Here is a 12,752-nt window from a genome sequence, read left to right on the forward strand (position 1 = left end):
ACCTGCGGCACGAGTGTGTGAGGGCCCTCACCCCACACTCCGGGACATGCGGGCCGGGGTGCGCCCTACGATCCCTGATAGGTGCGTAGCCGGCACCTGACGGCCAAGGCACGGATCAGCGCAGGGCGCAGCGCGGCGTCCCGACGCGCCAGGCCGACCGCATACGAGCGTCTACGAGGACCGATGAATCCTGTCGTACTGATCGCCGAAGAACTTGCCCCTGCCGCCATCGAGGTGCTCGCGCACGACTTCGACGTGCGCCACGTCGACGGCACCGACCGTCCGGCCCTGCTCTCCGCACTCTCCGAGGCCGACGCGGTGATCGTACGCAGTGCCACCCAGATCGACGCCGAGGCGATCGCCGCCGCGCCGCGCCTGAAGGTGGTCGCCCGGGCCGGCGTCGGTCTGGACAACGTCGAGGTGCCGGCCGCCACCGCGCGGGGCGTCATGGTCGTCAACGCGCCCACCTCCAACATCGTCTCCGCCGCCGAGCAGGCCGTCGCGCTGCTGCTCGCCGTGGCCCGCAACACCGCCAGCGCCAGCGCCGCGCTCAAGGCGGGGGAGTGGAAGCGGTCCAAGTACACCGGTGTGGAGATCCAGGGCAAGACCGTCGGCGTGGTCGGCCTCGGCCGCATCGGCGTGCTCTTCGCGCAGCGCATCGCCGCCTTCGGCACCCGGTTGATCGCGTACGACCCGTACATCCAGCCGGCCCGCGCCGCGCAGCTCGGCGTGCGTCTGGTCGGGCTCGACGAGCTGCTGCGGGAGAGCGACTTCATCTCGATCCACCTGCCCAAGACCCCGGAGACCGTGGGCCTGATCGGCGAGAAGGAGCTGGCGGTCGTCAAGCCGGGTGTCCGGATCGTCAACGCCGCCCGCGGTGGCCTGGTCGACGAGCAGGCCCTGGCAGACGCGATCGCCGAGGGCCGGGTCGCCGGCGCCGGTGTCGACGTCTACGCGAAGGAGCCCTGCACCTCCTCCCCACTGTTCGCCTTCGACAACGTGGTGGCCACCCCGCACCTGGGCGCCTCCACCCAGGAGGCGCAGGACAAGGCGGGTCTGGCCGTGGCCAAGAGCGTCAAGCTGGCGCTCCAGGGCGAGTTCGTGCCGGACGCGGTGAACGTGCAGGCCGGCGGCGTGGTCGCCGAGGATGTCCGGCCGCTGCTCCCGCTGGCCGAGAAGCTCGGCCGGGCCTTCACCGCGGTGGCCGGCGGGGTGGCCGCCAGCGTCACCGTCGAGGTGCGCGGCGAGGTCGTCTCGCACGACGTCTCGGTGCTCAAGCTCGCCGCCACCAAGGGGCTGTTCAGCTCCGTGGTGGAGGAGCAGGTCACCTACGTCAACGCGCCGCACCTGGCCGCCGAGCGTGGCGTCGAGGTGACCCTGACCACGCAGCCCGAGACGGTCGACCACGCCAACCTGGTGACCGTACGCGGTGCGCTGCCGGACGGCCGGACGGTCAGCGTCTCCGGCACGGTGACCCACACCGGCACCCGGGACATCATCAAGCTGACCGAGGTGGACGGTTTCGACGTGGAGATCGGCGCGGAGGGCATCCTGGTCTTCCTGCGCTACGTCGACCGGCCGGGCGTGGTCGGCACCGTCGGCACCCTGCTCGGCGAGGCGGGTGTGAACATCGCCGCCATGCAGGTCGCCCGTCGGGAGGCCGGTGGCGAGACGCTGATGACGCTCACCGTCGACCAGGCCCTCGGCGCCGACCTGCTCGGCTCGGCCGCCGATTCGATCGGTGCGGTCGCGGCCAGCGCGGCCGACCTGCGCGACGAGTAGTCCACACACGACGGATCAGGGGCCCGGCCGGCAGGCCGGGCCCCTGGCCGTATCGGACGTCGGTCAGGGGGTGACGCGGCTGGGCGGCAGGTAGACCGAGCCGTCCTGGGCGTCGAACAGCATCAGGTCGTACTCGGCGGCCAGCCGCTCGATGTCGAGCAGCACCTGGTCCTCACAGGTCGGGGAGAGGTTCATCTCCACGTGGTCGCCGGCCGTGTGCAGCGGGGTTACCTCCCACGGGGTGCCGGGGCCGGCCTGGCGGTCGGGATACGCCGCGGTGATCGCCCGGTAGAAGGCGACCAGCCTCGGGTCGGGGTGCTGCCCGCCGTGCCGCCCCTCGCGGCACTGCTGCGCCGCCGCCCGCACCTGGTCGGGCGTGGCTCCGGCCGGCAGGGCCCACACGCTCAGATCGAAACTCACGGCGGACAGCGTGCCATCCCTGGCGCGCGCCGTCACCCCTGCCCCGCGGCAGGCCGGTGCCCGGACGGCGAAACGGGCGCCACGACGGTCCGCTGTGGAGACTCTTGCGTCGAGTTGCGTCGATTCGCTAGCGTACCCGTGCGGTCACTGGCTGAGTTGCGACTCCGGCCCGTCTTCGGGTGGCGCGGTCAGATGTCCGGCCCGCCGGCCCGCACCCCTCGATTGCGCGAGCCACGCGCACTCGTCGCTGACCGGCCCCCATGGTCGTTGCCGAGACCGTGGGGGCCGATCGCGGACCGCGCCCCGGATGCGAAGGCGGGACGACGGGATTCGGTGCGACGTGTGCTCACCGTCGACGGTGGGCGAAGAGCGCCCGGTAGTCCGAGCCGTTGCGGAACCAGGCCAGCCCGGCCGGGCCGGCGGCGTAGAGGGCGGTGGCGTAGGCGTCGGCCACCGCGAGGTCCGGACCCACCACGGTGGCGGCGACGAGTTGGTCGGCCGGCTCGCCGGTGTGCGGGTCCACCACGTGCCCCTGGCGCCCGGTCACCCCGGAGGTGCCCACCGCGCCGGCCGTCATCTCCAGCACCAGCGGTGCCCGGTGCGGGTTGGTCGGGTGGTGCACGGCGACCCGCCACGGGCCGCCGTGCGGTGCGTGGCCGCGCACGGTGAGGTCGGCGCCGCTGAGCACGGCGTAGTCGTGGATGCCGCCGGCGCGCAGGCGGGCCGCCGCCCGCTCCACCGCCCAGCCGCCGAGCAGGCCGCCCGGGTCGAAGCCGCCCGGCACCGCCCAGGCGTCGAACCAGCCGTCGGTCGCCGCCCGCATCGCGGCGCAGCGGTCCACCAGGTCGGCCAGCGGAGGGTACGACTCGGGGTTGATCTCGCCCCGCCGCAACTTCGATACCAGGCTGTCCGGCCGGTTCGGTCCGTAGGTGAGGTCGATGGCGCGCAGTTCGGCGACGGCGTCCCGCAGCGCCTCGCCGACGATCCGCCGGCCCAGCCACTCGGGTGCGTTGAGCAGCAGTGAGTATTCGGCGGTCGAGGTGCGGACGGTGTGCCGGACGCTGATCCGGTCCACGGCGGTGCCGCCGCCCCGGTCCAGCCGGTGGCTGCGGACACCGAGGCGCAGGTCGGCGCGGCGGCTGAGGAAAGCGGACTGGTCGATCCACCGGGTCCGCGGCTGCTCGTCGATCCGCATCGCACCTGCCCCCCTCGTTGACGACGCCGCAGCGCCGCGGCGAAGCCGGACCCGGGCCCCCTCCGGCCCGGTCGCCTTCGACCCTAGGCGGTGGAGTTGACTGCGCCATGAATGCCACCTGGGAGCCTGCTGAGCGTTCGATCATCCCAAATCCTGGAAGGCGCGTACCGGGGGACGGGACGGGGGCGTACCGTTGCGCAGAACGACGAGGTGAGGGAGCGCCAGGTGGCACGGATCGCGGTGGTGGCCGGGGACGGGATCGGACCCGAGGTGGTCGAGCAGGCCCGCAAGGTCATCGACGCCGTGCTCCCCGGCGTGGCGGCCACCGAGTACGATCTCGGCGCCGCGCGCTACCACCGCACCGGCGAGGTGCTGCCGGACTCGGTCCTCGACGAGCTGGCCGGGCACGACGCCATCCTGCTCGGCGCGGTCGGCGACCCGACCGTGCCGCCGGGGGTGCTGGAGCGCGGCCTGCTGCTTAAGCTCCGCTTCGCGTTCGACCAGTATGTCAACCTCCGCCCGTCCCGCCTCTGGCCGGGCGTGTCCGGCCCGCTCGCCGCCGTCAAACCGGGCGAAGTCGATCTGGTCGTGGTCCGCGAGGGGACCGAGGGTCTGTACGCCGGCGCCGGCGGCTCGCTGCACCGGGACACCCCGGCCGAGGTGGCCACCGAGGAGAGCCTGAACACCCGGCACGGGGTCGAGCGGGTGATCCGGGACGCCTTCGCCCGGGCCCGCCGCCGGGAGCGGCGCAAGGTCACCCTCGTGCACAAGACCAACGTGCTCACCCACGCCGGCTCGCTCTGGGCCCGGGCCTTCGAGGCCGTCGCCGCCGAACATCCCGACGTGACCACCGAGTACCAGCACGTCGACGCCGCCGCGATGTTCCTGGTCACCCAGCCCCAGCGGTATGACGTGGTGGTCACCGACAACCTCTTCGGTGACATCCTCACCGACATCGCCGCCGCGGTGACCGGCGGCATCGGGCTGGCGGCCAGCGGCTGCATCAACCCCGAGGGGCGCTACCCGTCGATGTTCGAGCCGGTGCACGGCTCCGCGCCGGACATCGCCGGCCGGGGCGTCGCAGACCCGGTCGCCGCGGTGCTCTCCGCGGCGCTCCTGCTCGACCAGCTCGGGCACGCCGACGCCGCCGCGCGGGTCAGCGCCGCGGTCGCCACCGAGCTGGCGAGCCGTACGCCGGGGGCGCCGCTGCGTACGGAGGAGGTCGGCGACCGGCTCGCCGGATACGCCGTAGCCTGACCAGCCGCACTACCATTCGGTGCGTTCGATGTGCCGGGGTGGAGCTATCCGCTGAACGACCGTTCGGGGTAAGTTTCTGGCACCAGTGACGTCGGAATGCGATAACGCATGCCGTGAACCCGCAGGAGGTCAGCGCGATGAGCGGTGGTGACAAGCTCGATTTCGAGATCCGTCCGAATCCCGCGCCGGTATCCGCCGCCGATCGGGCCGCCCTGCTGGCGAACCCCGGGTTCGGTCGGGTGTTCACCGACCACATGGTGACGATCCGGTACGCCGACGGCAAGGGCTGGTACGACGCCCGGGTGGAGGCGCGTGCGCCGATCCCGATGGACCCGGCCGCCGCCGTCCTGCACTACGCGCAGGAGATCTTCGAGGGGCTGAAGGCGTACCGGACCGCGGACGGGGCGGTGACCCTGTTCCGCCCGGAGAAGAACGCGGCCCGGTTCGTCGCCTCGGCCCGGCGGCTGGCGATGCCCGAGCTGCCGCCGGAGGCGTTCGTCGAGTCGCTGCGTCGGCTGGTCGAGATCGACAAGGACTGGATCCCGGAGAGCGAGGACGCCAGCCTCTACCTGCGGCCGTTCATGTTCGCCAGCGAGGTCTTCCTCGGCGTCCGGCCGGCCAACGAGTACCTCTACGCGGTCATCGCCTCGCCGGCCGGCGCCTACTTCCCCGGCGGAGTCAAGCCGATCACGGTCTGGGTCTCCCCGGACTACACCCGGGCGGCCCCGGGCGGCACCGGCGCGGCCAAGTGCGGTGGCAACTACGCCGCCTCGCTGGTCGCCCAGGCCGAGGCGATCGACGCGGGCTGCGACCAGGTGGTCTTCCTGGATGCGGTCGAGCGGCGCTTCGTCGACGAGTTGGGCGGCATGAACGTCTTCTTCGTCTACGACGACAACACCCTGGTCACCCCGCCGCTGACCGGCACCATCCTGCCGGGCATCACCCGGGACGCGATCCTCACCCTGGCCGCCGAGTCCGGGCACCGGGTGGAGGAGCGGCCGATCAGCTTCGCCGACTGGCAGGCGGACGCGGCCAGTGGCCGGCTGCGCGAGGTGTTCGCCTGCGGCACCGCGGCGGTGGTCACCCCGATCGGCGGGGTGCGCTTCCCCGACGGGGAGTTCCTCGTCGGCGGCGGCGAGCCGGGTCGCTCCACGATGGCCCTGCGGCAGCAGCTGGTCGACATCCAGCGTGGCCGCGCCGAGGACCGGCACGGCTGGGTGCAGCAGGTGCTCTGAGCGCGTCCCTGTCTGGGGTCAACCTCGTCTTCCCGGCCCAGACCTGAGCAGTCGTAGCGTGCCGGCCCCGGCCAGATAGGCGATGAGCGCCGGGACCGGCACGCCGAGCGGCTCGGGGGCCGACTCCGGCGTGCGGACGTTGATCGTCACGCCCAGCACCAGCAGACCGAAGCCGGTGACGGCGAACGCCATGGGCAGCGCGCGGGCGAGTCCGCAGCCGCGTGGCCCGCCCCCGCGCCGCGGCCGTCGGTGGCCGGACCGGGCCTCGACCGGTCCGAAGATCGCGACCAGCCCGGCCAGCACCACGCTGAGCATGAGCAGCCAGGGCACCCGCCAGGCGAACCAGGCGAGGGAGGGCACCGGCGGGGTGGGCAGCAGGCGCAGCGTGTCCAGGAGAGCGATCAGCAGCACGGCCGCGGTCAGGTGCCAGAGAAACACGGTGAGGACGACTGCGTTGACCGCGACCACCGCCTGCCAGGGGCGCCGCCGGCGCAGCCACCGCTCCGCGTGGTCCCGCAGCAGCAGGATCAACCCGAGTTGGGCGCTAGCCGCGGCGAGCAGCGCCACGGTGGGTGGGGAGGAGTTGTTCAGCCGCTCACCGGGCACCGCGAGCATGGCCACGGGGTACGGGCCGAGCAGGGTCAGCAGCGCCAGCGCGGCGAGCCCGCCGCCGAGGAACGCCAGGGCCGCCCGACGGGTCATCGGCAGCCGGCGTGTCCACAGCCCCCGTCGCTGTGGGGCGTCGTCGGGCCGGAGCCGGGTGTCGTACCAGGCGAAGCCGAGCTGGTGGATGGCCAGCCAGCCCAGCACGTAGTTCCCCTGTGCCAGGATGTCCCGCCCGGTCAGCCGAGCCACGTCACCGAGCGCCACGAGCGGGACCAGCGCCACCGCCACCGTGAGGCCGAACCGGCGGTGCAGCGCGTACATCGCCGGGGCCAGCGGGACCACGATGAGGTAGGCGCCGAGGAACCACAGTGGGATGGTGGCGAACCAGACCACGATCCGGATCTCCACCGGATCGGTGCCGTGCAGCTGGGCCGCCAGGGCGGTGCCGGCGAGCACCACCAGCAACACCGTGGTGGGCGGGACCAGGCGTGCGCTGCGGTCCAGCAGCCACCCGGTGACGGTTCCGCCGTGCCGCAACCGGCTGGTCAGCGACGCCGCGTTGGCGAAGCCGCCGACGAGGAAGAAGACCGGTATCACCTGCACCACCCAGGTGACCGGGTACGCCCAGGGCATGTCGCCGAGCGCCGAGTGCCCGGTGGGACGGCCGGCGGGGTCGTGGCCGATCACGGCAATCGCCCAGTGGCCGAGCACCACCGTCATGATCGCCAGGGCGCGGAGCAGATCGACGTAGCGTTCCCGCCCTGCCGGGGTCCGCTCGGCGAGCCGCTGCAGGCGGCGCATGAGATCACGCTACCGGGACCCCATCAGCCATGCCCGCGAACAGGCGCATGGGAGCGCCTCGGCGGCTCAGTCGAGCAGGTGGGCGCGGAGGGCGGCGAGCTGTCCGTCGGTCACTCCGGCGTGGCGCAGGTAGCCCTCCACCGAGCCGTGCCCCACCCGCAGCTCGGTGAGGAAGAGCATCATCGCCTCGGCGGGGGAGGCGAGGTAGGGGCGGGGCGGCTGCGCGGCCTCGGGCAGCGCCGCGGCGACCCAGGCACTGAACCGGGCGGACGCCTCGGTGCTCAGTGCGTAGTCGGCGGCGATGTCCTCGTCGGAAACGCCGAGCACCGCGAGGGTGAGCGCGCAGACGATGCCGGTGCGGTCCTTGCCGGCGACGCAGTGCACCACCACCGGCGCGTTGGCGCTGTCCGCGATCAGCCCGACCGCCTCGGCCAGCCCGGCGGTGCCCGTCTGGGCCAGGGCCGCGTACCGGTCGGCGAGCCAGCGCGCGAGGCTCTCCTCGGGGTCGTACGGGATGCCGGCCCAGTTCTGGTGCTCGGGGTGGATGTGCCGGTAGGTGAGGCCGTCGTACGCCGGCACCCGGCCGTCGCGGGCCACCTCACTGGGACGGCGCAGGTCGATGACGGTGCGGATGCCGAGGGCGGTGAACGCCGCCCGGTCGGTCACGTCGATCCGGTGCAGCGAGTCGGAGCGGTAGAGCCGGCTGCGGCACACGGTCCGCCCGTCGTGGCCGGTCAGGCCGCCGACGTCGCGGAAGTTGAACAGGGCGGGGAAGGGGTTCCGGTGCGGGGTGTCCGTGGCGTCCACCTCTGACACGGTAACGGCCGGCGGGGCAACGATGTGCCCCGCCGGCCGTCAGGTGCAGGTGCCCTCCGTCACCGGGCGGTACCCGGCGGGATCGACGAGTAGGTGTCGTCGTAGTATCCGCCGAGCTTGTCCCGGTATGCCGGATCCGTGTCGGTGGACTCGTCGTACTCGGGCGCGGCCTTGATCTGGTCCTTGCTCCGGTCGACGTAGACCTTCCGCTCGTCGTGGTCGACGTGGTTGACGGTGCCGGCCGGCAGCATGACCTTCTTGCCGAAGATCCACGGGCCGGTGTCGACCACGAGGTAACTGGAGTTCACCTCGTGGCTGGCCCGGTCCACCTTGCCGATACCGCCGTCGGTCGCCTCCACCTTGTAGCCGACCAGGTCGATGCCGGTCACCCCGGCGTCGTCCCGGTAGCGCCACGGGTCGAAGCGCCCCGCGGGCGCGCTGCCCGCGAAGGCACCCTGATCACCGTAGGCGAGCGGGTCCGGCGTCCCGTGGGTCGTTCGAGGGTCGAGCCGCTCCATTCGCGTTCACTCCCTTTCTCGACTTTCTCGGGGGATGTGCCCTGTCGGACCCTTCGTACCCGGCTGCGGAGATCGCTACACCGGCGACTCAGGCCAGCGCGGCCTCCGCGTCGAGGGCCACCGCGGCGGCGTGCACGACGGACGCGATCCGCAGCCCCTCGTGCACCTGGTCGCGGCTGAACCCGGCGGCGCGCAGGGTCTTCTCGTGCGACTCCAGGCAGACGCCGCAGCCGGTGATCGCCGAGACGGCGAGGCACCAGAGCTCGAAGTCGCCCTTCTCCACGCCCGGCCTGGCGATGATCTGCATCCGCAGCCGGGCCGGCAGCGAGGCGTACTGCTCGTCGCCGATCAGGTGCTTGGCCCGGTAGTAGATGTTGTTCATCGCCATGATCGTGGCCGCGCCCTTGGCCGCCTCGACCGCCTCCGGCGTCAGGTGGCCGGCCGCCTCGGCGGCGATCTCCCTGAGCACCACCGGGTTGCGGGCCGCCACCGCGCAGGCCAGGGCGGTGCCCCAGGCCTGCTCCGGCTTCAGCGTCGAGGTGGCGATGGTGGAGCCGAGGTTGAGCCTGATGTCCTTGGCGTACTCGGGCAGCGCCGCCTTGACCGCGTCCAGGCCCATCGTCAGGCCCCGGCGCCGGCGAGCAGGGCGTTGGCGTCCAGGGTCGCGCCGCCCTTGTTCCAGTTGCACGGGCAGAGCTCGTCGGTCTGCAGCGCGTCCAGCACCCGCAGCACCTCGGAGACGTTCCGGCCGACCGAGCCGGCGGTCACCATGGCGAACTGGATCTCGTTGTTCGGGTCGACGATGAAGGTGGCCCGCTGCGCCACGCCGTCCTCGCCGAGCACGCCGCAGGCGGCGGTCAGCTCGCGCTTGATGTCGCTGAGCATCGGGAAGGGCAGCTCGCGCAGGTCCGGGTGGTCCTTGCGCCACGCGTAGTGGACGAACTCGTTGTCGACGGACACGCCGAGGACCTGCGCGTCCCGGTCGGCGAAGTCGCCGTTGAGGCGGCCGAACTCGGCGATCTCCGTGGGGCAGATGAAGGTGAAGTCCTTCGGCCAGAAGAAGACCACCCGCCACTGGCCCTGGTGGGACTTGTGGTTGATCGTCTCGAACGCCTTGTCGGCGTCCAGCGATACGCAGGCGGTGAGTTCGTACTCGGGGAAGCGGTCACCGACAGTGAGCACAGGTCCTCCTTGACAGCGGCTTGTCAGCGGCGCGTAGGCCGGTAACTGGATCGGTTCCAGATACTTCCTCAGTCCTGTTTCCGCTTGATGCCGGCCGGATGACATGTGAAGTCGATCACGAGTGCCGCGTTCTGCCCGGGTCCGTCCCTCGATCGGGTACTACCACTCTCCGTCACCGTCCCGATATGTGGATTGTGCCTCCCAGATTCAGCGTCGGGGTGGCAGAGTACGGATCGTGACCAGCTCCGCCCTGATTATTGGCAACTAGCGCGCCGGCTTCCCTCTCGCCGAGCGCGCAGACCTCCCGCATCCGCGGGGGGTCTTTTTGTTGCTCCCCCAAGGCCCGAGAAGAGGACTCCCATGACCTTCCAGGTGTACGACACGACGCTGCGCGACGGCGCCCAGCGCGAAGGGCTCAGCTACTCGGTGGTCGACAAGCTGGCCGTGGCCCGCCTGCTCGACGACCTCGGGGTCGGCTTCATCGAGGGCGGCTGGCCGGGCGCAGTCCCGAAGGACACCGAGTTCTTCCGGCGCGCCCGTACCGAGCTGGAGCTGAGGCACGCGATCCTGGTCGCGTTCGGGGCCACCCGCAAGGCCGGGGTGGCGGTCGACGCCGATCCGCAGGTGCGCGGGCTGCTCGACGCGGAGACCCCGGCGGTGGCGCTGGTCGCCAAGGCGGACCTCCGGCACGTCGAGCGGGCCCTGCGCACCACCGCCGACGAGAACCTGGCAATGATCCGGGACACGGTCGCGCACCTGGTGGCGCAGGGGCGGCGGGTCGTCGTCGACGGCGAGCACTTCTTCGACGGCTACCGGCACGACCCGGCCTACACCGCGGCGGTGCTGGAGACGGCGCTGGCCGCGGGCGCCGAGCGGTTCGTGCTCTGCGACACCAACGGCGGGATGCTGCCGTCCCAGGTCACCGCCGCCATCGCCGATGTCACCGCGCGCACCGGCGTGGCGCCGGAGCTGCTCGGTATCCACTGCCAGAACGACACCGCCTGCGCGGTCGCCAACACCATCGCCGCGGTCGAGGCCGGCGTCCGGCACTTCCAGGGCACCGCCAACGGCTACGGCGAGCGCCCCGGCAACGCCGACATCTTCGCGGTCGTCGCCAACCTCCAACTCAAGCTCGGGCTGCCCGTCCTACCGGAGGGCTGCCTGGAACAGATGGTGCGGGTCTCGCACGCCATCGCCGAGATCGCCAACATCGCCCCCGACACCCACCAGGCGTACGTCGGGGCCGCCGCCTTCGCCCACAAGGCCGGGCTGCACGCGAGCGCGATCAAGGTCGACCCGTTGCTCTACAACCACGTGGACCCGTCGGTGGTGGGCAACGACATGCGGATCCTGGTGACCGAGATGGCCGGCCGGGCCAGCATCGAGCTCAAGAGCCGTGAGCTGGGCCTGGACCTGGCCGGCCATCCGGAGGCGCTGTCCACGGTCACCAAGCGGGTCAAGGAGCTGGAGGCCGGCGGCTGGTCGTTCGAGGCCGCCGACGCCTCGTTCGAGCTGCTGGTCCGAGCAGAGCTGCCGGGCCGGGCCGCGCCGCGGCCGTTCGCCCTGGAGTCGTACCGGGTGCTGGTCGAGCACCGCGAGGACGGCGTCGTGGTCTCCGAGGCCACCGTCAAGATCCGGGTGGCCGGCGAGCGGGTGATCGCCACCGCTGAAGGGAACGGCCCGGTCAACGCGCTGGACGAGGCGCTGCGCGCGGCGCTCGTCCGGCACTACCCCGAGCTGCGCGAATTCGAGCTGGCCGACTACAAGGTCCGCATCCTGGAGGGCAGCCACGGCACCGGCGCGGTGACCCGGGTGCTGGTGGAGACGGCCGGCCGAGGCCGCGACTGGACCACTGTCGGCGTCCACCCGAACGTGGTCGAGGCGAGCTGGCACGCCCTGGTCGACGCCCTCACCTACGGCCTGAACCAGTCCCGGGTGTGAGGAGGCACCCGTCCTGAAGCCCGCGATCGAGCACGGGTTCCCTGGCCACCGGGCCGGCGAGCGTCAGGCGTCGGGGAGGCGCAGCTCGGCGAGGACGGCCCGGTGGTCGCTGCCGGGGAGAGCGTGTACGGCGACCGAGCGGACCGCGATGCGCCGGTCGGCCAGCACGTGGTCGATGGTGACCGGCGGGATCGAATCGCCGTCGTACGGGCCCCAGGTGCCGGCGAGCCCGGCGCCGGCCGCGTCGGCGGCGTCGACGTACCCGGTGGCGATCAGCTCCCGTAGCGGCGCGTGGTCCAGGGTCGCGTTGAAGTCCCCGGCCAGGATGCTCAGCCGCCCCCGCGGGGTGGCGGGCGGCTGCCCCCGCAGGTCGGTCCACCAGTCCGGCAGGACTTTGACGGCGTACGGCGCGGCCGGGTGCGCCGACTCCACCCGCAGGGGCGGCGCGCCCGGCACCGCCAGCGTCCCGTACGCCTGGCTGAAGCCGAAGCCCTGGTTGCGCCGGAACCCGGCCTCGCTCAGCGGGAAGCGCGCGTAGAGCCCGGAGCCGGTGGTCCCGACCTCGGCGTTGAGCTCCCGATACGGCAGCAGGGTGGCCAGGCCGAGCTGGTCCAGCGCGGCGGCGATCTCCGGGGTGAACTCCTGCACGGTCAGCACGTCCACCCGCTGGCTGCGGACCAGCTCGACCAGCCGGGCCGGGTCGGCCTTGCCCACGAACAGGTTGGCGGTGAGCAGCCGCAGCGTGGGGCCGCCGGCCGCCGGCTGCGTGGCGGCGACCGCGCGGGGGGCCACCACGCCGACCAGCGCCAGCGCCGCGACCGCCGCGACCACCGCGGCGGCGCGGCGCCGCAGCGCCAGCGCCAGCGCCAGCGGCACCAGCGACCCGGCGGCGACGTACGGCGTGAAGGCGACCGCCTGCACCAGTGGTCCCCGCTCCAGCCCGGCCAGTCGGAGCGCGGCCCAGGCGGGCGCGGGCGCGACGGCGAGCCAGCAGGCCAC

Annotated in this window: 12 protein-coding genes; 4 read left to right on the forward strand and 8 right to left on the reverse strand. The window is 72.7% G+C overall.

The genetic code is table 11. From position 1 onward, the window contains the following. Positions 1-183 precede the first annotated feature (183 nt). Positions 184-1,782 (forward strand): phosphoglycerate dehydrogenase, encoded by a 1,599-nt coding sequence (serA, locus tag ACNAVT_RS04130; protein ID WP_416292968.1) that lies wholly within the window; start codon positions 184-186, stop codon positions 1,780-1,782. 63 nt (positions 1,783-1,845) lie between these two features. Here the strand turns inward: serA and ACNAVT_RS04135 are convergent, their stop codons facing one another. Both ACNAVT_RS04135 and ACNAVT_RS04140 read right to left on the reverse strand, forming a co-directional pair. Beyond that, positions 1,846-2,202: a hypothetical protein gene (locus tag ACNAVT_RS04135; RefSeq protein WP_416292970.1), complete on the reverse strand. Its 357-nt coding sequence runs from the start codon at positions 2,200-2,202 to the stop codon at positions 1,846-1,848. A gap of 346 nt (positions 2,203-2,548) precedes the next feature. Beyond that, complete coding sequence (locus tag ACNAVT_RS04140; protein ID WP_416292971.1) at positions 2,549-3,397, reverse strand: FAD:protein FMN transferase; 849 nt, start codon at positions 3,395-3,397, stop codon at positions 2,549-2,551. Positions 3,398-3,622: 225 nt separating this feature from the next. Between ACNAVT_RS04140 and ACNAVT_RS04145 the strand changes: the two genes are divergently transcribed. Both ACNAVT_RS04145 and ACNAVT_RS04150 read left to right on the forward strand, forming a co-directional pair. Next, positions 3,623-4,654 (forward strand): 3-isopropylmalate dehydrogenase, encoded by a 1,032-nt coding sequence (locus ACNAVT_RS04145; RefSeq protein ID WP_416292973.1) that lies wholly within the window; start codon positions 3,623-3,625, stop codon positions 4,652-4,654. 137 nt (positions 4,655-4,791) lie between these two features. Further along, positions 4,792-5,889 (forward strand): branched-chain amino acid aminotransferase, encoded by a 1,098-nt coding sequence (locus ACNAVT_RS04150; protein ID WP_416293567.1) that lies wholly within the window; start codon positions 4,792-4,794, stop codon positions 5,887-5,889. A gap of 18 nt (positions 5,890-5,907) precedes the next feature. On the opposite strand, the gene ACNAVT_RS04155 is transcribed toward ACNAVT_RS04150, so the two are convergent. The 5 genes from ACNAVT_RS04155 to ACNAVT_RS04175 all read right to left on the reverse strand — a co-directional run bounded on the left by ACNAVT_RS04155 (position 5,908) and on the right by ACNAVT_RS04175 (position 9,812). Further along, a complete protein-coding gene (locus ACNAVT_RS04155; RefSeq protein ID WP_416292975.1) occupies positions 5,908-7,296 on the reverse strand; it encodes an acyltransferase family protein in 1,389 nt (462 codons plus the stop codon). Positions 7,297-7,362: 66 nt separating this feature from the next. Further along, positions 7,363-8,112, reverse strand: a complete 750-nt coding sequence (locus ACNAVT_RS04160) for a tyrosine-protein phosphatase (protein WP_416292977.1) — start codon at positions 8,110-8,112, stop codon at positions 7,363-7,365. 59 nt (positions 8,113-8,171) lie between these two features. Further along, positions 8,172-8,630, reverse strand: coding sequence for a PRC-barrel domain-containing protein (locus ACNAVT_RS04165; RefSeq protein ID WP_416292978.1), 459 nt, complete (start codon positions 8,628-8,630; stop codon positions 8,172-8,174). A gap of 88 nt (positions 8,631-8,718) precedes the next feature. Then, positions 8,719-9,249 (reverse strand): carboxymuconolactone decarboxylase family protein, encoded by a 531-nt coding sequence (locus ACNAVT_RS04170; protein ID WP_416292980.1) that lies wholly within the window; start codon positions 9,247-9,249, stop codon positions 8,719-8,721. A gap of 2 nt (positions 9,250-9,251) precedes the next feature. Continuing rightward, positions 9,252-9,812 (reverse strand): peroxiredoxin, encoded by a 561-nt coding sequence (locus ACNAVT_RS04175; RefSeq protein WP_416292982.1) that lies wholly within the window; start codon positions 9,810-9,812, stop codon positions 9,252-9,254. A gap of 360 nt (positions 9,813-10,172) precedes the next feature. Between ACNAVT_RS04175 and cimA the strand changes: the two genes are divergently transcribed. Then, positions 10,173-11,753 (forward strand): citramalate synthase, encoded by a 1,581-nt coding sequence (cimA, locus tag ACNAVT_RS04180; protein WP_416292984.1) that lies wholly within the window; start codon positions 10,173-10,175, stop codon positions 11,751-11,753. 63 nt (positions 11,754-11,816) lie between these two features. Here the strand turns inward: cimA and ACNAVT_RS04185 are convergent, their stop codons facing one another. Next, positions 11,817-12,752: an endonuclease/exonuclease/phosphatase family protein gene (locus tag ACNAVT_RS04185; protein ID WP_416293568.1), complete on the reverse strand. Its 936-nt coding sequence runs from the start codon at positions 12,750-12,752 to the stop codon at positions 11,817-11,819.

The organism is Micromonospora sp. SL4-19, assembly GCF_047921475.1.
GTDB lineage: Bacteria > Actinomycetota > Actinomycetes > Mycobacteriales > Micromonosporaceae > Micromonospora.